At 56.4% G+C, this 24,952-nt stretch carries 25 protein-coding genes and 1 CRISPR repeat array; of the genes, 7 read left to right on the top strand and 18 right to left on the bottom strand.

Annotated features, from left to right (window positions below):
• Nucleotides 1–22 precede the first annotated feature (22 nt).
• A complete protein-coding gene (cas4g/cas1g, locus tag ACWHYV_RS15120) occupies nt 23–1,720 on the top strand; it encodes a CRISPR-associated endonuclease Cas4g/Cas1g (RefSeq protein ID WP_447977328.1) in 1,698 nt (565 codons plus the stop codon).
• 3 nt (nt 1,721–1,723) lie between these two features.
• Nucleotides 1,724–2,014, top strand: coding sequence for a CRISPR-associated endonuclease Cas2 (gene cas2 / locus ACWHYV_RS15115; protein WP_447977327.1), 291 nt, complete (start codon nt 1,724–1,726; stop codon nt 2,012–2,014).
• Nucleotides 2,015–5,256: 3,242 nt separating this feature from the next.
• Nucleotides 5,257–8,812: direct repeats of the CRISPR family, unit length 37 nt; unit sequence CTTTCAGTTCCCTCTTCATCGGGAATGGTGATTCAAC.
• Between the two features lie 178 nt (nt 8,813–8,990).
• Here cas2 (ACWHYV_RS15115) and cas4 read toward each other — a convergent pair.
• From cas4 to ACWHYV_RS15030, 17 genes are all read right to left on the bottom strand, one after another.
• Nucleotides 8,991–9,581, bottom strand: a complete 591-nt coding sequence (gene cas4, locus ACWHYV_RS15110; protein WP_447977326.1) for a CRISPR-associated protein Cas4 — start codon at nt 9,579–9,581, stop codon at nt 8,991–8,993.
• Nucleotides 9,529–9,840, bottom strand: coding sequence for a CRISPR-associated endonuclease Cas2 (gene cas2 / locus ACWHYV_RS15105; protein ID WP_447977325.1), 312 nt, complete (start codon nt 9,838–9,840; stop codon nt 9,529–9,531). Before cas2 (ACWHYV_RS15105) ends, cas4 begins: the two co-directional genes overlap by 53 nt.
• A 285-nt stretch (nt 9,841–10,125) precedes the next feature.
• Nucleotides 10,126–10,299 (bottom strand): four helix bundle protein, encoded by a 174-nt coding sequence (locus ACWHYV_RS15100; RefSeq protein WP_447977324.1) that lies wholly within the window; start codon nt 10,297–10,299, stop codon nt 10,126–10,128.
• 164 nt (nt 10,300–10,463) lie between these two features.
• A complete protein-coding gene (gene cas1, locus ACWHYV_RS15095; protein WP_447977323.1) occupies nt 10,464–11,678 on the bottom strand; it encodes a CRISPR-associated endonuclease Cas1 in 1,215 nt (404 codons plus the stop codon).
• A 16-nt stretch (nt 11,679–11,694) separates the two neighbouring features.
• Complete coding sequence (locus tag ACWHYV_RS15090; protein ID WP_447977322.1) at nt 11,695–12,099, bottom strand: type II toxin-antitoxin system VapC family toxin; 405 nt, start codon at nt 12,097–12,099, stop codon at nt 11,695–11,697.
• Complete coding sequence (locus tag ACWHYV_RS15085; protein ID WP_447977321.1) at nt 12,096–12,362, bottom strand: ribbon-helix-helix protein, CopG family; 267 nt, start codon at nt 12,360–12,362, stop codon at nt 12,096–12,098. The genes ACWHYV_RS15090 and ACWHYV_RS15085 overlap by 4 nt, the downstream gene beginning before the upstream one ends.
• Nucleotides 12,363–12,598: 236 nt before the next feature.
• Nucleotides 12,599–12,811: a hypothetical protein gene (locus ACWHYV_RS15080; RefSeq protein WP_447977320.1), complete on the bottom strand. Its 213-nt coding sequence runs from the start codon at nt 12,809–12,811 to the stop codon at nt 12,599–12,601.
• A gap of 286 nt (nt 12,812–13,097) precedes the next feature.
• Nucleotides 13,098–13,448 carry a HEPN domain-containing protein gene (locus ACWHYV_RS15075; protein ID WP_447977319.1) on the bottom strand — a complete coding sequence of 117 codons (351 nt, stop codon included), beginning with the start codon at nt 13,446–13,448 and terminating at the stop codon, nt 13,098–13,100.
• On the bottom strand, nt 13,445–13,786 hold the full coding sequence (locus ACWHYV_RS15070; RefSeq protein WP_447977318.1) for a nucleotidyltransferase domain-containing protein: 342 nt from the start codon (nt 13,784–13,786) through the stop codon (nt 13,445–13,447). Before ACWHYV_RS15070 ends, ACWHYV_RS15075 begins: the two co-directional genes overlap by 4 nt.
• 180 nt (nt 13,787–13,966) lie before the next feature.
• Nucleotides 13,967–14,152, bottom strand: a complete 186-nt coding sequence (locus ACWHYV_RS15065) for a HEPN domain-containing protein (RefSeq protein ID WP_447977317.1) — start codon at nt 14,150–14,152, stop codon at nt 13,967–13,969.
• Nucleotides 14,113–14,388, bottom strand: coding sequence for a HEPN domain-containing protein (locus tag ACWHYV_RS15060; RefSeq protein ID WP_447977316.1), 276 nt, complete (start codon nt 14,386–14,388; stop codon nt 14,113–14,115). Before ACWHYV_RS15060 ends, ACWHYV_RS15065 begins: the two co-directional genes overlap by 40 nt.
• Complete coding sequence (locus ACWHYV_RS15055) at nt 14,378–14,704, bottom strand: nucleotidyltransferase domain-containing protein (RefSeq protein WP_447977315.1); 327 nt, start codon at nt 14,702–14,704, stop codon at nt 14,378–14,380. Before ACWHYV_RS15055 ends, ACWHYV_RS15060 begins: the two co-directional genes overlap by 11 nt.
• 110 nt (nt 14,705–14,814) lie before the next feature.
• A complete protein-coding gene (locus ACWHYV_RS15050) occupies nt 14,815–15,753 on the bottom strand; it encodes a hypothetical protein (RefSeq protein WP_447977314.1) in 939 nt (312 codons plus the stop codon).
• Between the two features lie 119 nt (nt 15,754–15,872).
• Nucleotides 15,873–17,426 carry a hypothetical protein gene (locus tag ACWHYV_RS15045; RefSeq protein ID WP_447977313.1) on the bottom strand — a complete coding sequence of 518 codons (1,554 nt, stop codon included), beginning with the start codon at nt 17,424–17,426 and terminating at the stop codon, nt 15,873–15,875.
• On the bottom strand, nt 17,423–18,028 hold the full coding sequence (locus ACWHYV_RS15040; RefSeq protein WP_447977312.1) for a hypothetical protein: 606 nt from the start codon (nt 18,026–18,028) through the stop codon (nt 17,423–17,425). The genes ACWHYV_RS15045 and ACWHYV_RS15040 overlap by 4 nt, the downstream gene beginning before the upstream one ends.
• Nucleotides 18,025–19,959, bottom strand: a complete 1,935-nt coding sequence (locus ACWHYV_RS15035; RefSeq protein ID WP_447977311.1) for a hypothetical protein — start codon at nt 19,957–19,959, stop codon at nt 18,025–18,027. Before ACWHYV_RS15035 ends, ACWHYV_RS15040 begins: the two co-directional genes overlap by 4 nt.
• Nucleotides 19,944–22,019: a DEAD/DEAH box helicase gene (locus ACWHYV_RS15030; protein ID WP_447977310.1), complete on the bottom strand. Its 2,076-nt coding sequence runs from the start codon at nt 22,017–22,019 to the stop codon at nt 19,944–19,946. Before ACWHYV_RS15030 ends, ACWHYV_RS15035 begins: the two co-directional genes overlap by 16 nt.
• A 282-nt stretch (nt 22,020–22,301) precedes the next feature.
• Here ACWHYV_RS15030 and ACWHYV_RS15025 point away from each other — a divergent pair, with 282 nt between their 5' ends.
• From ACWHYV_RS15025 to ACWHYV_RS15005, 5 genes are all read left to right on the top strand, one after another.
• Entirely contained in the window at nt 22,302–22,553 is a 252-nt protein-coding gene (locus ACWHYV_RS15025; RefSeq protein ID WP_447977309.1) for a hypothetical protein, read from the top strand.
• A complete protein-coding gene (locus tag ACWHYV_RS15020; protein WP_447977308.1) occupies nt 22,553–22,810 on the top strand; it encodes a type II toxin-antitoxin system RelE family toxin in 258 nt (85 codons plus the stop codon). Before ACWHYV_RS15025 ends, ACWHYV_RS15020 begins: the two co-directional genes overlap by 1 nt.
• Nucleotides 22,811–23,179: 369 nt before the next feature.
• Nucleotides 23,180–23,452 carry a UPF0175 family protein gene (locus ACWHYV_RS15015; RefSeq protein ID WP_447977307.1) on the top strand — a complete coding sequence of 91 codons (273 nt, stop codon included), beginning with the start codon at nt 23,180–23,182 and terminating at the stop codon, nt 23,450–23,452.
• Nucleotides 23,449–23,829, top strand: coding sequence for a DUF3368 domain-containing protein (locus ACWHYV_RS15010; RefSeq protein ID WP_447977306.1), 381 nt, complete (start codon nt 23,449–23,451; stop codon nt 23,827–23,829). Before ACWHYV_RS15015 ends, ACWHYV_RS15010 begins: the two co-directional genes overlap by 4 nt.
• Complete coding sequence (locus tag ACWHYV_RS15005) at nt 23,804–23,908, top strand: DUF3368 domain-containing protein (RefSeq protein WP_447977305.1); 105 nt, start codon at nt 23,804–23,806, stop codon at nt 23,906–23,908. The genes ACWHYV_RS15010 and ACWHYV_RS15005 overlap by 26 nt, the downstream gene beginning before the upstream one ends.
• A gap of 9 nt (nt 23,909–23,917) precedes the next feature.
• Here the strand turns inward: ACWHYV_RS15005 and cas6 are convergent, their stop codons facing one another.
• Complete coding sequence (gene cas6, locus ACWHYV_RS15000) at nt 23,918–24,880, bottom strand: CRISPR system precrRNA processing endoribonuclease RAMP protein Cas6 (protein WP_447977304.1); 963 nt, start codon at nt 24,878–24,880, stop codon at nt 23,918–23,920.
• Nucleotides 24,881–24,952 lie beyond the last annotated feature (72 nt).

Below are 24,952 nucleotides of genomic sequence, written 5' to 3'. Positions count from 1 at the left end.
ATAGAGAAGAGAGAGGCACAACATGGAGACCAGAGAGCCATCCGCGCTGGTGGTGGAAGAGCCGCTCCTCCCTGTTCGGATGCTGAACGAGTTCACGTACTGCCCGAGGCTGGCGTATTTGGAATGGGTGCAGGGTGAATTTGCGGACAGCGCCGATACGGTGGAGGGGCGGTTCCACCATCGCCGGGTGGACCTCGAACCGAAACGGGTGCTGCCGGATGACTCAGGTGAGAGGGATGACGATGCCGTGATTCATCAGCGATCCGTGTGGCTGTCCTCTGAGCGCCTCGGCCTCACCGCCAAGATTGATCTCGTGGAAGGGGTGGGGACCAGCGTGGCCCCGGTCGACTATAAACGCGGCAAACGTCCGCACGTTGAGAAGGGAGCGTGGGAGCCTGAACGGGTGCAGGTCTGTGCGCAGGGATTGATCCTACGTGAGCACGGGATGGATTGTACCGGGGGCTTCTTGTACTTCGTCGGCTCTCGCGAACGCGTGACGATCTCCTTTGATGGGGAGTTGATCGAGCGCACGCTGAACCTGATCCAGGAGATGCGGCGGACTGCCCGAGAAGGACGAATCCCGCCGCCGCTGGTGGATAGTCCCAAATGTCCGCGGTGCTCGCTGGTGAGTATTTGTTTGCCCGATGAGGTCCGCTGCTTGAGCAGCACGGACGACAACGAAGTGGGGACCATTCGGAAACTTCTTCCGACACGGAACGATGCCCTGCCGCTGTACGTCCAGCATCCTGGGGCCCGCGTCTCGAAGGATGGAGAATGTCTGAAGGTCTTGGACCGCGATCAACTCTTAACCGAAGCCAGGATCGTAGAGACCTCTCATCTGGTGCTCTTCGGCGCCGTGCAGGTCAGCACCCAAGCGATTCAAGAGCTGTGCAGGAGGGAGATCCCAATTTCCTACCTGTCCAGCGGTGGGTGGTTCTATGGCCTCACGACAGGTATGAGCCACAAGAACGTCGAGCTTCGCCGGCGGCAGTACGCCGCAGCGGCTGATGCAGAGCGGTGTCTGCTCCTAGCCCGTCGTCTGGTCCAAGCCAAGATCGCGAACTGCCGGACGGTGCTGCGTCGCAATCACTGCGCGGTGCCCGAAACGGTCCTGCGGGATTTGAAAGTGGACCAGCAGAGCGCGGCAAAGGCGGAATCGTTGGATGTGCTCTTGGGCATTGAAGGAACGGCAGCTCGCCGATATTTTTCCGAGTTCGCGGGCATGCTCAAGGCCGACGCCAGCCCGGGGACGTTTGATTTTGATGGGCGCAATCGGCGTCCACCCCGAGATCCTCTCAACGCACTGCTGTCGTTGGCCTACGCCATGCTCGCACGAGAATGGACGGTGATGCTGCATGCAGTGGGACTTGATCCCTATCTTGGGTTTTACCATCAGCCTCGATACGGCCGGCCGGCCCTCGCACTCGATCTCATGGAAGAATTCCGGCCGCTCGTGGCCGACTCCGTCGTGTTGACCGCGATCAACAACGGCGAGATCCGATCGACCGACTACATCCGACGTATGGGCGCGGTGTCACTGACCCCAGAAGGGCGTCGGCGATTTATCGAGACGTATGAGCGACGGATGGGACAGGAGATTACCCATCCCGTCTTCGGCTATCAAATCAGCTATCGTCGAGTGTTCGAAGTGCAGGCTCGTTTGTTTGGGCGTTATCTCCTTGGTGAGATCGCGGAGTATCCGATGTTCCTGACGCGGTGACCCATGCGGCGGCTGTACATCGTCACGTACGACATCTGCGATCCCAAACGCTTGCGAAAAGTGTTCAAGACCATGAAGGGGTTCGGGGCCCATCTCCAACTGTCAGTCTTTCAGTGCGACCTGCCTGACGTGGATGTGGTACGGATGCGTGCGACATTGTCAGAGATCATCCACCATGGAGACGACCAGGTTCTGATCATCGATCTAGGGCCGACAGAAGGACGACCTATTAAGAGCATCGACGCGCTAGGAAGAAGCATGACCGTCGTAGAAAGGCAGGCGCAGGTCGTGTGAGTATTTCGCCGCCTGTGAACGCGAGCGGTCTTTTGGTGGCTCAGACGCTGGGAGCACTCGCCGGTCCCGAAGTTGTTTTCCCAGCCGTTCGGGGTGAGTAGGAATAGGTGAAAACTGGTGCCCATGGTGGACAAGCAGCAAATGCTCCGAGGAAGCTCTCGCAAAGGAGGCAAAATAGCACATACATTTAGTCGGTTCTAAGACGACCGATTCCACGGCTCAAATGCCGTGGCCCCATTGAAGCGTACCATTCCTCCAACAAGGTCGCCACAAGTTGGCTCGATTCCACGGCTCAAATGCCGTGGCCCCATTGAAGCGCGCAGATGAAGGCACCGCCAGGGACGTGGCCCATTAGATTCCACGGCTCAAATGCCGTGGCCCCATTGAAGCCCTTTCCCTATGTTCCGCTACCCTGACTCTTATTTTGGATTCCACGGCTCAAATGCCGTGGCCCCATTGAAGCGCGGTGCAGCCGATGAAGCAGGGCGCCAAGCGCAAGGATTCCACGGCTCAAATGCCGTGGCCCCATTGAAGCTTCCGCTCGGCGGCGAGGACCTGGGCGGCCGCCTCCGGATTCCACGGCTCAAATGCCGTGGCCCCATTGAAGCGCGCGGTAGGCGAAGAGCGCGAGCGCCCCGTCGCTGTGATTCCACGGCTCAAATGCCGTGGCCCCATTGAAGCGTCTCGTAGCCGCGCAGCTTCACATTCACGCACTCGGATTCCACGGCTCAAATGCCGTGGCCCCATTGAAGCCCAGGGATGCTTGCTCCTAGGGCCTGCAAGGCCCAAGGATTCCACGGCTCAAATGCCGTGGCCCCATTGAAGCTCACGCTGACCGGACATACCGCCAGCGCCGCCGATGGATTCCACGGCTCAAATGCCGTGGCCCCATTGAAGCCATCTGTTTCCGAATCTCCGACAGGCTGACCCGCAGCACCGATTCCACGGCTCAAATGCCGTGGCCCCATTGAAGCCCGTCGATCGTGTAGCGCTTCGGTTCCGCCGCCTCCTGATTCCACGGCTCAAATGCCGTGGCCCCATTGAAGCTGAGCCTGAATTCACAGGGGGTGACAAGATGTCACGGATTCCACGGCTCAAATGCCGTGGCCCCATTGAAGCAAGGTCGGGGAGATCGTCGGCATCGAGGGCGAGCTGCCGATTCCACGGCTCAAATGCCGTGGCCCCATTGAAGCGAACATGCGGGAGGCCGTCGAGGAGGCGAACAACCGATTCCACGGCTCAAATGCCGTGGCCCCATTGAAGCCCCGGCACCGCGGAGTAGCTCGAGAAGTCCGGCCGGAGATTCCACGGCTCAAATGCCGTGGCCCCATTGAAGCGTTGCTTGGGGACGGCCAGCGGACCTGGCCCCAGACGGATTCCACGGCTCAAATGCCGTGGCCCCATTGAAGCTCCGCGATCAGGCTCGGGTGCAGCGTCCGCATCAGAGATTCCACGGCTCAAATGCCGTGGCCCCATTGAAGCAGCTCAACGACAAGTTTCGGGGCATGCCCGACGGGCCGATTCCACGGCTCAAATGCCGTGGCCCCATTGAAGCCCGGCAAGCGTGGGCATCTGCGGCAGCGCCTTCGTCGATTCCACGGCTCAAATGCCGTGGCCCCATTGAAGCACGTGTGCTCCGCCAAGCGCAAGCGGAACAACATGGATTCCACGGCTCAAATGCCGTGGCCCCATTGAAGCTTGCGCGACGGTACGAGCGGCATCCTTCTCCGACCCGATTCCACGGCTCAAATGCCGTGGCCCCATTGAAGCACATTCACCGTGCGTGGCACGGCAAACCATTCTTCGATTCCACGGCTCAAATGCCGTGGCCCCATTGAAGCGCTCAGGCTCGGCCAGTGGTCGAATTCGACGGCCACCCGATTCCACGGCTCAAATGCCGTGGCCCCATTGAAGCTAGGCGTGCATTAGTTGCCTACGGCAACATCTTGAATGATTCCACGGCTCAAATGCCGTGGCCCCATTGAAGCGCGCCCGACAGCCCTTCGACAAACATCTTGAACCGCGCGATTCCACGGCTCAAATGCCGTGGCCCCATTGAAGCGGGCAAATGGAGTTTGCGGCGAGTGACGTGTCGGCCGGATTCCACGGCTCAAATGCCGTGGCCCCATTGAAGCTTCTGCTTGGGGGCCCCCTTCTGCATGGCTTCGAGCGATTCCACGGCTCAAATGCCGTGGCCCCATTGAAGCCAGAAAGACGTGAAGCGGGCGCTCGAACGCATCGCAGATTCCACGGCTCAAATGCCGTGGCCCCATTGAAGCGAGGCGCAGGGTCCCCGACACCGACCTCCCAAGCAGGATTCCACGGCTCAAATGCCGTGGCCCCATTGAAGCGAGCAGCGCCCGCGGATGCATTCCATGACGACGCGCCGATTCCACGGCTCAAATGCCGTGGCCCCATTGAAGCGATAAGCTGCAACGTTCGACTCTGGACGCACTGACGGGGATTCCACGGCTCAAATGCCGTGGCCCCATTGAAGCGCACCCTGTCCGGTCGAGAGTACGATCGTCGTCGCCGATTCCACGGCTCAAATGCCGTGGCCCCATTGAAGCTTTCTGACCCTAACTGTCAGTCGACCTTTGTCGTCGATTCCACGGCTCAAATGCCGTGGCCCCATTGAAGCTTGAATTTCCATCCACACCGAGTCGTGCATCGTGTAGATTCCACGGCTCAAATGCCGTGGCCCCATTGAAGCGCGCTTGCGGTCAGATGCGCGCCGGGAATCCCGGCCGATTCCACGGCTCAAATGCCGTGGCCCCATTGAAGCAAGGATTCCGCGATCACCGCCCGCTTCCGATATGACGATTCCACGGCTCAAATGCCGTGGCCCCATTGAAGCACGATGTCCGGGTCCGCTTCGAACCGACCATGATCGATTCCACGGCTCAAATGCCGTGGCCCCATTGAAGCATCTGACTCCCCCCTTCTTATCGGATCCGCATTCGCCGATTCCACGGCTCAAATGCCGTGGCCCCATTGAAGCGCGATTTCAGCCATCGATCACCGCCGCCTCGCCTTGGATTCCACGGCTCAAATGCCGTGGCCCCATTGAAGCATCGCCTGCAGCTCGGTCTTGAGGGTCTTCACTTCGATTCCACGGCTCAAATGCCGTGGCCCCATTGAAGCGGGAGTAGTACAACATCCCGTTCACGCGATCTGCGGTGGATTCCACGGCTCAAATGCCGTGGCCCCATTGAAGCATGTACTGCTTGTCAGGATTCAGGCTTTCAGTTCCCTCTTCATCGGGAATGGTGATTCAACGGGCTTGCGCGTGCGACGCGGGTGCTGCGGTTTGACTCTTTCAGTTCCCTCTTCATCGGGAATGGTGATTCAACACTGGTCAATCACACGGCGCCCCAGAACCTGGTGTTGCTTTCAGTTCCCTCTTCATCGGGAATGGTGATTCAACGTGCTCCAGCGCCCCGAGGTCGCTGGCCACCCCCTGCTTTCAGTTCCCTCTTCATCGGGAATGGTGATTCAACGATCTGGGCCTCGACCGGGCCGTGCTGGCCCAAGCCCTTTCAGTTCCCTCTTCATCGGGAATGGTGATTCAACTTCTTCCCCTTGTTCGCTGGCCCTGCCGCACGTGCTGAACCTTTCAGTTCCCTCTTCATCGGGAATGGTGATTCAACCTTCTCCAAAGGCCAAGCATGGCCGCCTCCGTTTTCACTTTCAGTTCCCTCTTCATCGGGAATGGTGATTCAACGCGCATCGCAAGCCGGTCGTGGCACTCGGGACGCCCACTTTCAGTTCCCTCTTCATCGGGAATGGTGATTCAACACTGACAAAACCCTGCTCGCCCTTCTAGAACGAGCAGCTTTCAGTTCCCTCTTCATCGGGAATGGTGATTCAACCTCCCGCATCCGCGCGTAGTAGCTGTCCCGGTTCGTGCTTTCAGTTCCCTCTTCATCGGGAATGGTGATTCAACCCATATCCATCCCGGGAAACAGGGTCGTCCGCCCCTCCCTTTCAGTTCCCTCTTCATCGGGAATGGTGATTCAACAGGGACGACCGCACGGGCGGGGTGGGGGTCGGAGACTTTCAGTTCCCTCTTCATCGGGAATGGTGATTCAACGGTCGGGGATTTCGACCAGTCCTTGTAGAGCCCGTACTTTCAGTTCCCTCTTCATCGGGAATGGTGATTCAACCAAGTAGACATCGACCTTCATGTCCCGACCTGTCGCTTTCAGTTCCCTCTTCATCGGGAATGGTGATTCAACATCACGTCCCGCTGCGTCGGCAGCACGTCCGTGACCTTTCAGTTCCCTCTTCATCGGGAATGGTGATTCAACGCGCCAGCGGCGAGCCCGAGAAACCATCCGCACAGGACTTTCAGTTCCCTCTTCATCGGGAATGGTGATTCAACCACGAATCGCTACCGGACGGCCGTGGGCGGCTATGCCTTTCAGTTCCCTCTTCATCGGGAATGGTGATTCAACTTGGGCCTTTGAGTACGTGAGCAAGCACTGGATTCTGGCTTTCAGTTCCCTCTTCATCGGGAATGGTGATTCAACGAATTCCGTGACCTTGCTCACTTGGCACCTCCTTCGCTTTCAGTTCCCTCTTCATCGGGAATGGTGATTCAACCTTTCCAAGCAGCGGCTCGCATCAGCGATACTTCTCTTTCAGTTCCCTCTTCATCGGGAATGGTGATTCAACGATGGAAGCCCTCCTTGGGCTCGCGCAGGCGCGTGCCTTTCAGTTCCCTCTTCATCGGGAATGGTGATTCAACCCGTCGACGACGATCGCAACCGCCGGGAAATATTTCTCTTTCAGTTCCCTCTTCATCGGGAATGGTGATTCAACAACGCTCAAGTATAAGAATGCCGATGTCATCTTCGACTTTCAGTTCCCTCTTCATCGGGAATGGTGATTCAACGTGGGCGACGACCGACAAGCTCTGTGGGGTGCTCGGCCTTTCAGTTCCCTCTTCATCGGGAATGGTGATTCAACGACAAGGGAGAGGTGGTGTGCTTTGGCCCCAACAACTTTCAGTTCCCTCTTCATCGGGAATGGTGATTCAACGCTACATCCCGCTCATCACGTCCGCGCGCGATTCCACTTTCAGTTCCCTCTTCATCGGGAATGGTGATTCAACGCCGGTGCCTTCTTCACGGCGGCTGCGGTGGCCTCCCTTTCAGTTCCCTCTTCATCGGGAATGGTGATTCAACGGTCTCTCGCATGAGTGTGCGCTGTATGACGACCGTCCTTTCAGTTCCCTCTTCATCGGGAATGGTGATTCAACACCGTCTCGGGCGCGCTCACGACGCAGATTACGCTCTTTCAGTTCCCTCTTCATCGGGAATGGTGATTCAACGCTCGGGGAGATCGGCGGCATCCGGTGCGATGCCCTCCCTTTCAGTTCCCTCTTCATCGGGAATGGTGATTCAACTCCCGGGTCGACAGGCCGATCTGGATCCGCTTCTCGGCTTTCAGTTCCCTCTTCATCGGGAATGGTGATTCAACCCAGGTGGTCGGATCCTCATGTGCAACCTGATTTACAACTTTCAGTTCCCTCTTCATCGGGAATGGTGATTCAACTGGCGCGATGAAGCTGCTCGATGTCATGACCGCGCCCTCTTTCAGTTCCCTCTTCATCGGGAATGGTGATTCAACCAAAGTATATATCAGTGCCAGTGCGTAGGTGAATTCTTTCAGTTCCCTCTTCATCGGGAATGGTGATTCAACCCGAGCAGCCGCGCGAGAAGCAGATCAGCGTCTACTTTCAGTTCCCTCTTCATCGGGAATGGTGATTCAACCCGACCTCGACCACGCCCTCGGTCGCCGGATCATGCTTTCAGTTCCCTCTTCATCGGGAATGGTGATTCAACGGCGGAGCGCTATGCCGTCATCACCCGATGGGAGTCCCTTTCAGTTCCCTCTTCATCGGGAATGGTGATTCAACCCGGCCTGCCAAGTTGGGCGGCCGGCATCATCGTCCTTTCAGTTCCCTCTTCATCGGGAATGGTGATTCAACCCGGGGGATGGGCGGCGACGCCGGTCAATAGCACCCTTTCAGTTCCCTCTTCATCGGGAATGGTGATTCAACCGTGCTGCATCCGGAGCGCCTCGAGCAGCCGCTACGCCTTTCAGTTCCCTCTTCATCGGGAATGGTGATTCAACTCGGGACCTTTCTGGGCCCGGAGGAGTTCGTGATCCTTTCAGTTCCCTCTTCATCGGGAATGGTGATTCAACACAGAGCGGGCGTAGGTTTCGAGGTTGGTCAGCGCGCTTTCAGTTCCCTCTTCATCGGGAATGGTGATTCAACTCTGCTCGACGCCGTTCGCCCAGCGGCCGTCGCTGCCTTTCAGTTCCCTCTTCATCGGGAATGGTGATTCAACCCGAGGTCAAGTTGGGCGACATCTATGGATTAGTGCCTTTCAGTTCCCTCTTCATCGGGAATGGTGATTCAACCGAAGGGCTGTCGGGCGGGAGTATTGATATTTTCGCGCTTTCAGTTCCCTCTTCATCGGGAATGGTGATTCAACCAAGCTGGGCGAGTTTAAGGACGTGGCGACCTGCGCTTTCAGTTCCCTCTTCATCGGGAATGGTGATTCAACCAGGCGCGGATCAATCGTGGTCGGCGGGACATACTCCTTTCAGTTCCCTCTTCATCGGGAATGGTGATTCAACTACGAAAACGTCGTCGCGTAAGCGCCAGCCGCCACACCTTTCAGTTCCCTCTTCATCGGGAATGGTGATTCAACGATACACGCGAGCAGGCGTTTTTGGACGATCAGCTCCTTTCAGTTCCCTCTTCATCGGGAATGGTGATTCAACCGCTCACGAAGACCTCAATAAAGCTAGCCAATTTAGGGTCGCAACGAGGCAAGTTGTCGAAAAACTCATATTTGCTTCAAACCGGGGTGGGTTTGCGAAAGGGCGCTCCGATGCCCTCCTGCAATCACGTGTGTCATAAAAGTCTGCCGAGTGTTATCACCCCCTACAGGCGAGCCGCCTACAAAACATCCCCACAATAGTTCCGGTATTCGCATTCGGTGCAGCGGGTGCGCAAAGACGTCGGGGAGGGGACACGCTGAGAGAGGATCATCTCTCGAATGTTGTCCAAGGCAAGGAGGGTCTGGGCTTTGAGCTGATCCGTGATCTCGATGGGTTCGATCCTGTTGCCGGGGATTAGATAGATGAAGCCCTGGGTCACCCTGCACTGGTGTGTGTCTTCGACAAGCAGGGCGTAGCCGCACAACTGCTGTACGTGATTGGCGCGAGCCGGTCCGGTCGATTGTTTGAAGTCCACCGGGTACCAGCCGGTGGAGGCTTCGATCAGGAGGTCGAGCTTGCCGCTCAGACCGAGCGCTTCGGACGTCAACCACACATGGAAGTGGCGGCGTCCGTCGGGCAAGCGATAGCGGCGAAGCGTTCGCCGCTGTTCCAGCACGTCGAGGCGCGCTTCCGCGGACTTTCCGTGCTCCATCTTGAACGTGGCCTTCCGCTCGGCCGGCATCACATAGTGGTAGTACACCACCCGCGGGCAGTATTCATACTGCTTCAGGTCGTTCACGCGGAGCATCAGCTTCGGTTTTACGGCCATCGGGTCCGTCCTGCTCCAGAGTCAGGTTGGCGCGAAAATCTTTTTCACAGACCGGCTGGACCAAGATCTTTCCCGGCCGGTCGCCAAGCGTCTCCTCGAGGCGAAGAAACAACTCCTCCCGTCGATTTCGACTGAGAGATCCGGAAAAGGCGCTGAACTGGATGCGCTCGAGCCCGTAGTCCTTGCACACCTCAGCCACCCGGGTGCGGGTCGAATCGTCCCGAATATCGTAGAGGACATAGGTCTGCAGCTCGTCCACGATCCGTCAACCGTTTCCCGTTATCCGTTTGTCCGCTGGCCGCGGTCCCAGTCCGCGGCCCGCCCACCGGGTTCAGCCGGTGGTGAAGCCTGATTTGTCAGTCGTTGAATAAAGCGATACATCATGGCCGCGAGCCTGTCGCCGGAATCGAGGAGATGGGTAAATTGATCGCTGTTCCTATGCGACAGTTGAAGACGCTTGGCTAATTCCAGACATGTGATCACCTCGTGGGCTGATCTCTACGCATACCAGAGGAAGCGGGTGAAATCGGTCTGTGTGGCAGCCTCACCCTTCTGCGATAGTGAGAGGGATTGAAACAACAGACCGCCGAATTTGATCAGAGAGGTTGTAGCGCTCGTTGGCCGGCAGCCCTTTAGCAAACAGATAAATCTCTTCACAATACGCCTGGCTTCCACCAAGATATTCAGCTTCCGATAGTCTTTCATTTGGTATCCGCAATCCGTTGTCCGCGACCCGCTACCCGCAGCACGCGGTCCGCAGCCTGCTACCGCGTGGCCCGCGACCTGCAGCCCGCTTTCCGGGGGCCTCAACCAAGTCCTTTCTCCAATCCGATCGCGATTGCAGGCGGGCGGCGGGTCGCGGACAGCGGGCCGCGGTCCCCATCACCACTTGAACGTGAACGGTGTATAGGCGCTGTCCCGCCGTAAAAAGCTGCACAGGCTGCGCGCTTGCATCTGAATGATCGACTTGATCTGGTACTTCTTGCCCTTGACGGGTTCGCTCGATTCCAGCCGTTCCAGAATTTTCGCCGCGTAGCGCGCCCGCGTGTCTTCATCCAGCATGCCGTCTTTGAACGTGACCGCCTCACCCAAATTGATGTGGGCGATGACCGTACGATCGACAACCGGCTGGCGAAACTCCTCGACGAGATCCAGCACCAGCGAGGGCTTGCCGGGACGGTCGACGTGCAGAAAGCCGGCGAACGGTTCCAGACCGGCGTTCAAAACCGCGCCCCACACCTGCGAATACAAGATGCCGTAGCCGTAGTTCAACAAGGCGTTCACGATGTCGGTGGCGCCCCGGTGCTCCCGCCCCATGAATTCGGTTCGCTGGCTGATGATCTCCTTCACGCCGTCCCAGTACAAGCGGCCGCCGGTGCCTTCATACCCCATCAAAGAATCCCGCACGTCGTCGATGCGGAATCCGGCGATCTGCTGAATGGCCGGCTTGAGATCGCGGATGTGATCGGCCAAGTGGTCGACACGCGCAAAACGTTCGGGATCCGTCTGCTTCAGATACTTTCCGAAATAACGGAGGAGCCGCTCCTGATTGGTCAGCTTGCCCGAGACGATCAATTTGCCGAACGTCACTCCACGGTCGTCATCGATCGCGGCCAACTGCTGGCGGCGCGAAACGACCGTGGCCGTGAGCATCGGGGACGAGAGCATGGCGTACGGTTTGCCGCCGCTGGTCAGAAAACTCAGACGGATGCCGCGCTGGCAGAGCTCTTCGATCAGGTCCGAAGAGAGCGTGACGCCTCGCGACGCCACGACGACCTCACTCAAGCGAAACAGAGGGAACTCATACACCACCGTCTTGCCTTGTCGCACCAGCAACCGTTCGCTCTTTTTGGAGAGAAACATGCCGAAGCCGGACAAGACCACCTGTGAGGTGTCGCCGGTCTTTACCATCCGGATGCCGTCATCGATAATGCGCTCGTCCCCATCGAGGATCTCGGTGTCGATCGGGATGACGACCGCCTCCGGCTCGCCGGTAAACAGATTGATCTGCGCCGGCGGGAGATTGCGGGCCGGGGATGGTGCTAACTCGGGGTGAATGCGGGGGAGGGGATCGGGCTCGGCATTATGTAGGCCCATCGTGTTCCCGCCAGGGTCAAGGAAGAAGAGAAAATCGGCCTAGTCGAGAGGGCCGATAGATTTGAAAGCCACGCCGGTCGAGTGTGAAAATCCGTCGCATCCGTTCCCGCTCGGCCACCCGCACAAGCGCCGCATCTGCAAGATCCATTGGGAGATCCCGATACTTCCGCATGAGCTCCCGCATCCGTGGGAGGTCACCGTCACCGATTGCGAGGAGCGTCACCACACCGCGTTCAATCATCTCCCACAGCGCCTCTTGAGCCTTCCAGGAGAAGTTCAACAGGTACATGGCTTCCGTGAAGGCCGGCCAAACAGTCCCCAGTGGCTCTTGCAAGGAGCGCAGGACCGCTTTGCATCGGTCATGATGCGCATCATCGGCATGAATCAAGGCCACCAATGGGCCGGCATCAACGAGAATCATGCTTGCCTAACGCGCTTCTCAAGCAGACGGCGACGAAACTTCTCGCCCGTCCGAATGGAGAGATCACGAGGCCCACCGTGGATACACCCGATCAAATCCGACACCTTGTCGTACGGCGGAACGGTCCCGTTCTGGTCCTTCTTCTGCTGCATGAGATTCCCAATCGCCTCACGGATCACTTCTGATTTCGTCTGCCCAGTCTTTTTCGCCAAGCGTTCCACCAATTGTTCTGTCTTGGCATCCAGTCGTACACTCATCGGCATGACGCATCCTCCTGATTGTAGGACAGGAGTGTACGACACTATCCAAGGCGTCTCAATGTGATTGAAGGCGTCAAAGCACCGGTCTTCGAACAGCACCTCCTCTTGGAGCCATGCACGACTCACCACTGCGGGTTCCATGAAAACGATCTGCTCCTTGTTATTCTGATGGAGCGTGGCGTTTCGCTTTCTCCGAGACGTCATAGGCATACACCATGACGTTCGTATCGATCAGTCTCTTATCCGCGCTCATGTAACTCTTCTCGCTTCCTATACCGGAGCTTCCCCATCGCAAATCCAGCTTCCAGCATGGCTTTTTGGCGGTTGACGATGTCCTGTTCTTCTTCCTCCGTGGCCTTCACGAGCACGAGAGCCTCAGTCCCGTCCACCACATCCAGTTTGTCCTTGAGCACCACCGTGTTGCCTTTCACGATGCCTTTGTACGTCTTCATGGCCTGTTTTCCTTCTCCTTTGTCATCTCCAGCGCATGCCCGGCATCATCGCCAAACGCCGGCTGGTTGTCATCTCATTCCGTCTGTCTGAAAGACCGCCGCCAGAGTTCGACCAGCAGCAGCGCCTGTCTGCCGTGCTTGGCACAGGCAGGTCGCGCCGGGGGGAAAGAGACACTGACTGCCACCGAACACATTCACCGGAATGCGCCGAGTGAGACTCCATGTCGACAGGTCATTCGGCCGTCAACAAGCGCTCAAGCAATTCCGCACACTCTTCCACAAAAGCCTACACGTCTTCTTGGACTGTCCGAGCCTCTTCTGGAGCAATCGTGGCAAAATCACCGTAGTCCGTGTTCTGACGCTTTTCAAACGAGCGCGGCAGCGCCTTCGCATGCGTGGTGCTCACTTGCCCGGTCGAGACGAAGTGCTTCTGGAACAGAGAGATGACACCGCTATGTCGCGAAGAATCGGCCTCTTTGACTGCGAGAAGAGCCCGGGCGGCGTAGAAGGCGGCATAGTAGAACCGGTTCACGGCCCCTATGGGCGACCCTTTCGTCAGCAGATGGTCACCTTCGGCAAACGCCTCCCGTGCGCGGGACATCCGGTGGCGAGCCAACGCCTTGACCTCTGGCTTCACAAAGAAACTCCTTCCGCGGCAATGTGGCGCAGAAACGGCGTGATCTTCCAAACCGGATCGTCAAGAATCGCTTTGCCGATCACACGTGGGGAAATGTAGACCTCGTGTGCGACGTTCACGTCGAAGGCGATGTCCAAGATTCGATCTTCGAGCTCCGGAGTCCTCTGATCGACCACGACCAGCACGTCGATATCGGATTCCTCGACATCACGACCCGTGGCCTTCGAGCCGAAGAGCTTCAGATCGACCAACTCAGTCCGAAGCTCTGAACGAACTCGCTCGGAAAATTCCTGGATCGCCGCTGCATCCTTTGGGTTGAGGTGTAAGTCGCCCTTCATGAGAACCTCCAGGAGACCACGGTCTCGGTTTCCAGACTTCGAGTCTTTCGCGAGTATCATCGCCAAACGCCGGCTGTTCATCATCTCATTCCGCAGGTCTGAAAGACCGCCGCCAGAGTTCGACCAGAAGCAGCGCCTGTCTGCCAGGGCACAGGCAGGCCGCGCTGAAGAAAGCGAATGTCAAGACGCCTGCTCTTCTCGACCAGACGAGAGCAACGACTCCGCCCACCGCACAACACGCTCGGCGAGTTCAAGAGCCTGAACGTAATCCTCCTTCGTGACCTCTTCGGACAATCCGGGATACCGAGTTTCCACAGCATAGCCGGTCAACAGCCCCGCCCGTCGAATCTCTTCCGAAACCGCCACACCGCTCTGTTCGAGGATGTCAGCAAGTCCATGATGGCGTGGGTTTTGGGAAACGCCACCTTCCGATCAACCAGCAACGCTTTGATGGCCTTTTCTGCCGCCTGTTGGGCATCAAAACAGAGATCTTCGTACAGCACCTCAGGAGCAGTGCGGCCTGCTCTCGCTCGGGCAAGGTTGCTGCGGGCTCGGCGAAGCCATTCCGTCGCCTGCGTCGGGTCGCGATGATTAGGCGGCATAGAGCAACTTGCCCTCCTTGAGTGCCGGACCGATGATCGTCCCGACCTTGTCTTTAAATGCCTCGATGTCGTCCGGCGTGACGACAATGATATCCACCGGGACCGCGGTGCCGAACAGTGTTAGATAGATCTGTTGTGCCAGTCGCCTTCGGTGCGGAACGCCGGCCTTGACGACCAGAAGATCAAGATCACTGTCCGGTCCCATCTGGCCCCGCGCCGCGGAGCCGAATAAGATGATTTGGTCAGGCTGCGCCACTTCGACAATGCGGCGCACGATCTCGTCGAGGATACTCTGATCAACTGTTGTGCCGTGCATCGGCGTTTATCCTTCTCGATAATTCAAGCAGCAGCAGCGCCGCGCCGTCGAAGGCGATAAAACTCTTTCTACTTTAAAATGGGACTTTCTAGTCTGATCCGATTCTGTTTTTACAAGTTCCTTGGCCAAGTAAGGTCTTCTTTGGTGATTAAATACGTTTCTGTGCCTGTGTTAAGGAGGAAACCTTCGGACGCTTTCATGCATCCGGTAAGAGCAGGAACAGCAGTTGAGAATGGACCAACGTCATTCGAACGGAGGGCAATGCTCATTCCACCGGTCGGGGTCAGCCCAAGGCGTTCCAGCGTCCGATTCATGCTCCCATCGCGACAGATAAGCGGCTGGAGTAATGGTCCCTCGGCGGTTCCTTTGATCTCCTGCAATTCCACCCACCCTGGCGGGCCAAGAAGCGATCCTTTGCCTCGGAAGGCGTGTTTTGAACCCAATCCCAAGTCAGTGAGGACGATCTCAAGCAAGCGTATCGCTTTCTGAAGTTCGTCCCGTGATTCGCCGATGAAGGCTGTTCGCCAATGCGCACCTGGGACGCGAAAGATATGAGCACTCTGATTAACACGGGCTGTCATGACTTCTCGGATAGATGGAAATAATGCGTCATTCTTCGGATCAGGGCGAAGCACGGTAAAATCTAGAGCATCAAGTCCTACGTCAATTTCTACAGGGCGCCCGCATGTGGTGCATCGGCTCCGAACCGGTGAGTCGGAATCGTTATTTCTGCTCCCACGAAACCGCAAGGAAATCCGGCCGGTCTGGTTCATTTCGAGGTGGTGGCACTGGTCAGTCATTCGGAGCGCGGCATTCTTCATTGATCCCAATGCGGTCGCCGTTCCGTCATAAATGATGTTAAAGGCTTCCTCTCGCAAGCCGCTCTCTTGAATCAGGACAGCGTCCGTGATTGCTACTCTTGGGAGTTCATTAATTAGGCCTTTGTACCATCGTGAGAGGGCTTGAATTGAGGACTGCGCTGCATTCAGGGCGTTATTGAATTCCGCGGCGTAGTTGGTTCCTTGGGTAAATAGGTGGGCCTGAAGCATTGCTCCAGCTATGGAACTCCGGTACAGAGAGTTGGCCGGCACAAAGCGATTGCTCCTTGCCGTTGTTTCTGAGCATGCCGACTCTTCCAAGGACCGGAAGTCAATCACTACGGCCCACATTATCGGCCTCTCTGTCCTCGTTTGCGGCCACCGCGTTGCTGGTCTGTTGTGATTCCTGATTTTGCCGCTGCTGCCTGAGTCCCCTCAGAGGGACGCGCTGCCGCCTGGCGAGCCGTCTCAAACTCCTCCATGATGTTCGCAATGGCTCGTTTGGGACGGATCAAATGGGCTATCACGCTTGCGGCAAAGGAGGCGAGGTCTTGAAAGACCTGCTGCTTGGCGTTGTTGTTGGGAGAGTTAAGCGGTTTCAGTGAGGAAAGGTAGGTCCGCAGCCGGTCAATCGCTTGCGTGCCGCGATAGCGGATCAGGACAGCCTCTTGCTGTTCATCATCTTTGATCGCCTGGCAGTTAGCCCCAAACCTTTCCCTCACATTCTTGTTGTTCCCAGCCAATGGCTCATCAAAGCACTTCTTGATTCCATCGGCATCCTCAGTCACATCGACGGGGGTACTCGCCAAAGGAGGCCTAATTGTGAAACCCTCCAGGCTGAGTATCTCGTCGACCACGAGCATCGGTTCTCCGCCGCCATTTTTGTCAATCGTCCACTTGCCAGAGTTGTTCTGGAAAGCGATGCTCCAAACTCCTGCGCCGCTGGAAGTCTTCGCTCCCCGCCGGATATCCTCGACTAGGTGCTCATAGGCCAACATTCCCAACTCAAGCTGGGTTGGATTGAAGAGCGTGGTTTTGACATAGCCAAGTCCTTTGAACATGTGCTCTCGGAGGATCATCATTCCGCCGAGAGCCACTTGGCCGGACTGAGCAGTGTTCTCCACCGTGTCTGCTGTGTCTGGATCACCGGTACGGGGGGTGCGATTGCGGACCAAGGCTTCAGTCAGAGATGGTTCGACGGTCTGTCCGTCCACATTGATCATCAGGTCCTTCGCAGCGCTTTTGACTGTACGGAATGTGCGGAAATCTGTTTCTTTAAACTTCTTCTCCCAGTTGTGAGGCAGGCTCACTCCGACCGACTGGGTAGTTGCAGCAGATCCCTCCGCAATACAGGCAGGGCAGGCACCGCATGGTGTGGCAGGGCTACACGCTGCCATCTTGACAAGCAGGGCTTTGAAAAACGCCTTATAGTTCCCTGCCTTGTCAGGAGGAACAACAGGCTGAAGAATCTGATTGAATACCGAGTCAGCAGTCCCCTTGTAGCTCTGGCTTTGCTGAGAGATTGTGTCTGCGGATGCAGTTGCGTTCTGCTCCGGTTGCGAAGATTCGTCGGTGGTCTGTGGGCTTTTAGTGGCAACTTCTTCAAGGTAAGGTTCGATGGCCTTACGGATGAGTTCACGGAACTTGGATTCCCTGATGTAGTTAAATTTCGTGGCGCGAATGCGTGCGCGAGCATCGAGCTCTCCTTGAGGGGTAAGGAAGGGCTCAATGTCGGTGAACGCTTCATTGATGCCGCTGGCCTCATTGCCGCTATACGAGCGCTCGAAACTCACGATCCCCCATACGCGGACCGCCGGGATGGACCCACTCAGACCTGTCTCGGCACCGAGACCTCTGGGGACATGGGACAAGGTGGCATCGTCGGCTTTGCTCTCTTGATTCATGGGGCTCCTCCATCGTTTGGATTTTCTTCTTGTGCCCTACGTGATTCGGGGGGCTGGATCACGGGATTATCAGGTCTGCAGCCGAATTTGGCCTCCAGAATCCTGTCAAAATCAGAGAAGCGCTGGGACCAGTCGTAACTGAATGCGACAAAGAGATGAGATGCATCTCGTACCCTGAGAAGCGCCCGCATGACTCTGGCCTGCTGTTCTGCCGGCGCAGTGGCTACAGCGCCAAGACCATCCATGATGGCCCTAATAGCTTCATGTGCTGATGCGTTTGGGTTGAATCCGTCCTGCTGAACAAGCTTGCCACCGCAATAGTTCACAAATCGGCCACAAAGATTGAGGAAGGTCTTCTCGAAGCGCTGCTTCGGATCGATTGACTCTACGAACTTGAAGAACAGCACATACCGGTCAATTCCGGCGCGTCCTGGATAGAACCCCGCTTTCAAACCAGCCAAGAAGAGCGCTCCCGCGATGGCAAATGTGATTCTTGATTCCTCTTGTTCTTTATCGAGTTGCGCTAATGACGCCCATACGTCTTGGGCGCTGGTAGGGACGAAAGCTAGTGCATTGGAGAGGCCTTGCAGTTCTGTAGTCATCTTTCTCCCCCTTCAGAGTTGGCGCCAGAATAGAATCGCCTTAAGTCGGAGAGTGCTCGTGGATTGTGATCTACAAGTGCAGCGACCTGTAGAATTTGCTCTAAAGCCATACGGGGGCGACTCCGCTGATCCAACGGCTTGCTGAGGTCAATATCCGAATCCAGGAGTTCCTTGGCTAAAGGAATGACACCGCGTCGCTGAGACAGTCGCAACATGGCCTTGCTCCTTTGTTCGTTACCGAGCGCCACAAGCTCTGTGTCGAGATCGCGTGCGACTTTCAGCCGTGACAGAAAATCATCGAAAGCGTGAATTCCGCGAACAAAAACGGAGTCGTGGATGAGCCCGTTGAGCAAGAGGGCACCGGCACCGATACGGATACCAAAGTCCAGGCTGTATTGGATCATTCCATCAGGGAGTAGGGTTTCGCAGTCATGCGTCAGTGCCTGAATCAGATCGAGCGTGGTCGCAAGCCCAGTTGGTGTTGGCGTAAACCTGAAGAGCAGTGTGGAGCTTGCAATAAGCCTGCTTTGTCCCTTGGCGGTTTGAATGGTTTGAACCAGGGTATCCAGAGCACGTCTCTGTAATTCAAAGCCATAAAGCAACGTCACGAACGGATCAGTCTTGTCGGATGTCAGCTTCAGGTTCGCGCTGTTGTCGCGCGTATATTTTCGAGTTGAGCCTCCAAACGCCAGCGTTCCTCTTGCAGTGGATTCCTCTTGATACCTAGAGAGGGAGATGCACTCCGGACAAGCCAGACGAGCACTCCGATTAAGAGCTTGATGAAGCTCATAGAGCGATTCCTTGACGCCTTTCACAAAACCATAGTCGCCTCTGCTCTCCAGTGTTGCGATCTCATCACCTAAATTCTTGGGAAGATCCTCTCTTGGAGGGGAAGTGATAACCTGTCGGCCACAGGAGGCGCACGGGATACCCTGAGGGTTGATCCCGATCTGATGGGCTTGGGACAATGCGTGCCAGAGGGCTTCCTTTAACTTGACATCAAAGTCCACTGGTTGAAGGTTTGGGGCGATTTCGGTTTGATGCCACTGGACAACTGTCTTTACGGCGGTTGTATCCCCAAGGCTGCCAGCAAGGTTCTTCCACCATTTGGCTTCTAGTTCCCCTGCTTCGTCGGTCAAGGCCATAGCAACCAGGGTTCGACTGTTATCAGCCAACACGATCCCGTTTCGCTCCAACAGACGATGAAGGGCTTTATAGCAAGTATCGTAAAGCTGATAGTAGCCAGACAGGACTGCTGCGGACGAACTCTCGCTGAATGTTGTGTCAAAGGAGATGGTGATGATCGTTAAATGGGCTCGGGGAAGAAGTTGTGTGATCCAGTTCACCAAGGTCGAAACATCATCTTTGAACGCCTGACCTTGGGCAGCCGATGCGATGGCATCTGCCGCTCGCAACACGGCCGTATGGAGCTTGGCTAGTGCAAGCCAATTGGAATTTGTGAGACTCAGGCCTAAGCCTCGTTCCTCAAAGTACGCATGGAGCGTAGTTCTTGTCTTTTCTCCCTTTTCCGGAGTTCTAAGGCCCTCATGGCCGGCACAGGCTGCTTGGAGAAGCGTTCTAGCTACCCCGCGAGAACAGGGAAGCTCGACTTGATCCAAGAAGGCCTCCAGTGCTCTTTGGTTGACAGGATCGTTGGTCTTGGCATGCCAGCGGAAGCTGGTTAATTGTGGAAGAAGTGCCTGCGGCACGAATAGTTTGTCATAGTCGTGACCACGAGTTTCGAATCGGGTCAAGCGAACATATTCCGCCCATGCGTCTTCGCTATCTTCCCCAAATAGCTTGTGTAGTATGGGACGTGCAAGAGCAAGGAGGGGTTTTCTGAAAACCCACACCGCATGGACATGCTCATCATAGGTCTGGGTCGTATGACCCCACTTCCCCAAATTCGTCTGGATTAGCTCGTCGAGCATGGATAATCTCCCCCAAGGACCTGTTGCCAAGCGTATTCCACGGCACCGACTGCAAGGTCTTGATCTCTCCTCGCCGGTTCATAGAGATACACAATGTCTGCGTTGTCTTCCGACTTCCGGCTGGCCAGAGCATCAAGATCGCTGCTTGCGGGACTGAAACTTTCTAGCAAACACTCGCACAGTTCACTGGTTCTGAAGGCGGGACCGACCTCCAAGGTTCCCAACGGAAAGTGAAGTGCCAGGAGTTCGGACTTGAATCGAAAACCTGCACCCAAATTTGGCAGGGCAATGCTCACCTCGCCGTCCAATAGTCCGGCGTAAGAAATCCCCAACTGTCTTGCCCAATCAGGCAAGGCACGCGATCTAATCGCAGCGCGATGTTGTAAACAATTCATCTTGCTAAGCATGAGAGTTGTTGGTTTCCATGCTAATTGGCCGTTGCGCAAAGTGAAAAAAAAGTCTCCGTTTCGATTGCCAAACTCTAGCCATGCATTATCCTGTACCACCATTGCGCCGGCAGAGAGTTTCCCCAGCGGAATGAACAATTGCTCCTCGCCGGACCAGTCACGGACAGGAATGGAAGTAGAGAGATAAATCGGCAATACCTGGCCGGTGACAGAGGCAATGGCCGATTTTATGCTGTGGGCGAAAGCGCGGTCAGCCACGAGGGAACGATAGGTAGTGGAGAATTCACATTCAAACTCCTGTTTCCTGGACAGAAGATTCGGATAGTCTTTCTTTGTCAGATCGAAGGTCGTAGCCCCGTTCACCATCTTCTCAGTCACCGAATCGGGCAGACCGGGAAGGTCGATGAAATGCACGACTCCCGTGGCATTGCTCCGGCGAGCAAGCCTGCCCCAGCGCTGGATTGCCTTTGCGACCGAAAAGGTATTAACGGATACCATTCGGTCAACCGTCGTTACCCCCCAGCGTTCAAACTCGATTCCGACCTCAGCAGCACTTGTTGTAAGCGCAATGCGAATTTTGCCGTCGTGGAGTTGCTGGAGATTCGCTAGTTGAAGTCTTGAAGGCATCTGGGAGTGCCAGACAATAGCGTTGTACGTCTGGGAAGCCAGAAATTGCTGAAGCCTTACCAGCATAGGCACGCTGTCCCAGTACACTACAGTGAAATGCTGGCTTTGCTGTGCGATTGTGGCGATGCGAGCAAAGAGAGCGGCAATGCCGTCTGCTGTTTCAAAGACGCTCCACTTCTCTCCGTGATCCGCTTCTGTGATCTCAAGCCGTCTTTTCTCAAGTGGCCATGATGCTTCGTCAACTAACGGCGCCAGTTCTAAACCACAATCAGCCGTAAGATAACGGAAGAGCCGTTCGATTTCTGGCACATTCATCGTGGCGCTGATAAACAAGAGCAGCGTGGGATTGGTTCCGCCAGATGAGCGTTTATGCTCAAGAATGGCCAGCAGAAGGGCTAGAACTCGAACAAACGCCTTGCCACTATAGAAGTGGGGTTCGTCCACAATGATGATATTGGTCTCGCTTAGCGAGGCAACCAGTTGGAACTGGCCGGTCCTGGAAGGGATTTTGTAGAACGCGGCGGTCTTGGTTGCGAGGGAAGCTAAAAACTGGATGTTCGTTGCTAGGAGCGTTTTATGCTCACTTTCAAAAACGCTAAAAGCTTGCCGGACTCGTTCAACTTTCTCCTCGTCTTGTCCACTGATTGAAACCATCCGCACATCTGGCATTTCCATTTGGACCATAGCATTCAGACGGCCTGCTGCTTCTTCGGCAAGCTTTCTGGTTGGAGATAGGTACACACCATGGAGTTGCCGCAACTGAAGTGACATTTCTCTCATGATCAGGACGGCCAGTCTTAAAGCCACCTCGGTTTTTCCACTTCCCGTTTCAGCCGAGATATAAGCAGGAACGACCGAAGAAACTGCAGCTCTCCGGACGAACGTCAGGAGTGAATTCAGGGCTGTCCTTTGCCCTGGACTTAAAGAAAGCTGTTGACCGCCAATGGTAATAGTTTCTGCTTGGCGTCGGTGGGCCTTGTCATAATAGACGCCAGTAATTGATGTCTTTGCTCTACCAAGATTCATAGTCCTCTAACCTCACATCGCCCATTTCCCTACACCCGTACTTTCCCACGGAGTTTGCCGTTTTCCGAAAACCGTTTTCCGTCAACCGTGATCCGTTGACCGTGCAGCGCGATCTGTCGTCCGTAGCCCCTTTGCCGCTATCCGCGTTCCACTCATCGTGATCCGCAATCCTTGACCCGTCATTAGCCGGCGGACAACGGGAGACGGAAAACGGGGAACCGGAGTCCCGTTTGACCGTCCATGGCCGGCGGTGTTAGCATCTGTTCATCTGAGGGGTGCTCCATGAGCGAAAAACAATTGCTTCACCCTCCTCGATTTGTCCAGAATGAACAGGGTGAGATTGTCGAAGTCATTGTGTCTTATGAGGACTATCGGCAGTTCCTCCGCACACTTGCCGCTCATGCTGATTGGGAAACACTTCCTCCCTATCTTCAGGATGCCATTGATCACCTGCTTGCTGAGGAAGCCAAGGCGGAATCCGGATCATCACAGCCGCTCCGTGCCGTTGTGGGCAAACCTGGCAACACTGCCTGATGGCCTACACGGTTCTGCTCCGGCCTGCCTCGGGACGCGACCTTGCAAAACTTCCTCTCGATATTCGCTCCAGGGTGACAGACGTTCTGTTTGCCCTCGAACACGATCCTCGACCTCCTGGCGTCACTAAGCTGGCAGGCGGCCACGATGTGTGGCGCGTCCGCGTCGGCAGCTATCGCATTCTTTTCGAAATCGACGATCCCGCTCAAACCGTTCTCGTCCTTCGTATCGCTCACCGCCGGGACGCTTACCGCTAACGTCACTCTACGAACTCATACCGCCCGTTCCCCCACACGGCGTACTTCCCGACATGCGTATACTGCGTGGTCCGTTTACCGTGGACAGTGTCCTGCTATCCGTGTCCCGCTATCCGCAATCGCGAACCGTCATCGGTCGACAGGCAACGGAAGACGGACGACGGAGAGCGGTCTGCCATGTCGTGCGCTTGACCGGTTTTCCAGGAGCGCCGGTCGCGGTCTTCGTTGCTGCCCATGAAGTCCGTATGAGATTTCTGCTTGTCCTGAGCTAGCCCCGGGTCCTCTCCACCCGCGGCTGCCGCCACTGCCATCATCCTTGGTCTTGTGAGCCGTCACTGCTAGAATAAAACCCATCCGGAGTCATCTCTCATGAAATCGGTCACCATCGAGCTTCCTGCCGAGCTGGTTGAACTGCTGGGTTCGGAAGAAGAAGCCAAGCGCGAAGCAAAGCTGGCTCTCGTCCTTGATCTCGTCCGGCGTGGTCGAGTGTCCCGAGCCAAGGCGGCTGAGTTGCTCGGCATTTCCCTCCATGATTTTCCCAGTCTGCTTACCGAATACCGCATCCCGTGGTTCGACTATTCTCCTGAGGACCTCCGGCGAGATCTCGATGCCCTGCGCCAGGGGGCGAGTCCTCAAGGGTGATCCTGGTCTTCGACTCAAGTCCGCTCATTGCACTTGCTCGCGTCGGTCGCTTGCATCTGATCCCAAAGCTCGCTCAACGTGCATATGTCCCAATGGCCGTGTACGAGGAGGTCGTGCACCAGGGCACGCAACGGGCGGGAAGCGCCGAGCGGGTCAAGGACCATGTGGCAGTTCATCGCCTCCTGGACCGAATCGGACGTGGAGAAGCTGAAGCCATCATTCTGGCGCGGGAGATTCGTGCAGACTTCCTGGTTCTTGATGATGCAACTGCTCGCCATCTCGCCGAGAATCAAGGTGTGAGAGTCAATGGTCTCTTAGGTCTGCTCTCTCACGGGAAGCACCAAGAAAAAATTGAAATCCCTCAAACCAGTTTTTGACGATCTCAAGTCGGCCGGCTTCTTTATTAACGAGTCGTTGTGCCATACGGTTCTGCGCCAGGCCGGTGAAGAGGGGTAGAATCTGACGTTAGACCATCTCATATCTTCCGTTTCCCCATACCGCGTATTTCCCCACGTGCGTGTATTGCCCCAGGATCAGCAGCGGTAAAAATTCCGCCAGCTCCCCCTCGTACGTTACCTCGCCGATGAAGCCGCCCATGTCGTGAGCGTGGCCAGTTTTCCAGGAACGGCGGTCGCGGTCTTCCCATCTGATGCGGCAGCTCACGGTTTTGACTGCTTCCGCTCGTTCGCCGAAGGCTTTGAAGTCCACATCGAGCGTGTCGTCGCAGTAGAAATGGGCGAGGGCGTTGATGCGGTCACGGAGGCGCTTGAGCAGGTGATGGAAGTCCGGCCGGGTGACGATCCTGCCGTCGGCTTTGAGGAGGGTGGGGGTGAGGAAACGGATCGTTATTCGTTCACCGTTATTCGTTAATCGTAGAGCGGCCAGGCGGCAGCAGTCCTTATAAAGGATACGGAAGGGTGCGGGGCGGACGACGTTGTCGTTGCCCGAATAGATCTCCGTGACACCGTTTCCGTCTTCGTTGAGCAATGACACCCGTGCGATCCGGTACCGGCCCCGCCCGAGGCCGATGCCTTGGTCGCCGAGTTCCCGGAATGTCACCAAAAAATAAGAAAAATAATCGATCGCTTTGCCGATGAGGATGAGGTCGAAGTGGAGGGAGTCGCCGGGCCGGGCCGTCGTCTCGATGCCATTCGGCGGGCGTAAGACGAAGGGGCGGGGAATGTCTTGATTCAAGCTCAGCCGGTCGCTGCCCGGCGGAGGACTCGGCTCGAAGATCTGCCCGTACGGGCAGGTGGCTTTCATCCGACACGTCTGCCGGCATTCCGACGGCGTCGGGCAGACGAGGCGCTTGAAGGTGGCGCCGAAGGCGCCGCGGAGAGAATTACCCGGATTTTTCGGATGGAGGGCGAGGTGTTCTTCTGCTGTGAGCTCGAACCGAATGGGCGCCAATGAGAAGGCGTGCAGCATGAACGCGAGCCCAGGATGGAATCGGAGCGGACCCTATCACACTACGCAATTCACCTCAACCCCGCCAAATGG

The sequence above is a fragment of the Candidatus Nitrospira bockiana genome (assembly GCF_965152565.1).
This window is presented reverse-complemented; position numbering and strand designations above follow the sequence as displayed.

Bases quoted from the DNA above. Each gene is read 5' to 3' on its own strand.
- cas1 (WP_447977323.1), bottom strand. From the start codon at position 11,678: ATGGGCCTACATAATGCCGAGCCCGATCCCCTCCCCCGCATTCACCCC.
- ACWHYV_RS15045 (WP_447977313.1), bottom strand. From the start codon at position 17,426: ATGAATCAAGAGAGCAAAGCCGACGATGCCACCTTGTCCCATGTCCCC.
- ACWHYV_RS15015 (WP_447977307.1), top strand. From the start codon at position 23,180: ATGAAATCGGTCACCATCGAGCTTCCTGCCGAGCTGGTTGAACTGCTG.
- ACWHYV_RS15085 (WP_447977321.1), bottom strand. From the start codon at position 12,362: ATGCCGATGAGTGTACGACTGGATGCCAAGACAGAACAATTGGTGGAA.
- ACWHYV_RS15020 (WP_447977308.1), top strand. From the start codon at position 22,553: ATGGCCTACACGGTTCTGCTCCGGCCTGCCTCGGGACGCGACCTTGCA.
- ACWHYV_RS15080 (WP_447977320.1), bottom strand. From the start codon at position 12,811: ATGAAGACGTACAAAGGCATCGTGAAAGGCAACACGGTGGTGCTCAAG.
- ACWHYV_RS15070 (WP_447977318.1), bottom strand. From the start codon at position 13,786: ATGAAGGGCGACTTACACCTCAACCCAAAGGATGCAGCGGCGATCCAG.
- ACWHYV_RS15060 (WP_447977316.1), bottom strand. From the start codon at position 14,388: ATGCCGCCTAATCATCGCGACCCGACGCAGGCGACGGAATGGCTTCGC.
- ACWHYV_RS15055 (WP_447977315.1), bottom strand. From the start codon at position 14,704: ATGCACGGCACAACAGTTGATCAGAGTATCCTCGACGAGATCGTGCGC.
- ACWHYV_RS15025 (WP_447977309.1), top strand. From the start codon at position 22,302: ATGAGCGAAAAACAATTGCTTCACCCTCCTCGATTTGTCCAGAATGAA.
- ACWHYV_RS15035 (WP_447977311.1), bottom strand. From the start codon at position 19,959: ATGCTCGACGAGCTAATCCAGACGAATTTGGGGAAGTGGGGTCATACG.
- cas4g/cas1g (WP_447977328.1), top strand. From the start codon at position 23: ATGGAGACCAGAGAGCCATCCGCGCTGGTGGTGGAAGAGCCGCTCCTC.
- ACWHYV_RS15090 (WP_447977322.1), bottom strand. From the start codon at position 12,099: ATGATTCTCGTTGATGCCGGCCCATTGGTGGCCTTGATTCATGCCGAT.
- cas4 (WP_447977326.1), bottom strand. From the start codon at position 9,581: ATGGCCGTAAAACCGAAGCTGATGCTCCGCGTGAACGACCTGAAGCAG.
- cas6 (WP_447977304.1), bottom strand. From the start codon at position 24,880: ATGCTGCACGCCTTCTCATTGGCGCCCATTCGGTTCGAGCTCACAGCA.
- ACWHYV_RS15030 (WP_447977310.1), bottom strand. From the start codon at position 22,019: ATGAATCTTGGTAGAGCAAAGACATCAATTACTGGCGTCTATTATGAC.
- ACWHYV_RS15040 (WP_447977312.1), bottom strand. From the start codon at position 18,028: ATGACTACAGAACTGCAAGGCCTCTCCAATGCACTAGCTTTCGTCCCT.
- ACWHYV_RS15050 (WP_447977314.1), bottom strand. From the start codon at position 15,753: ATGCTTCAGGCCCACCTATTTACCCAAGGAACCAACTACGCCGCGGAA.
- cas2 (WP_447977327.1), top strand. From the start codon at position 1,724: ATGCGGCGGCTGTACATCGTCACGTACGACATCTGCGATCCCAAACGC.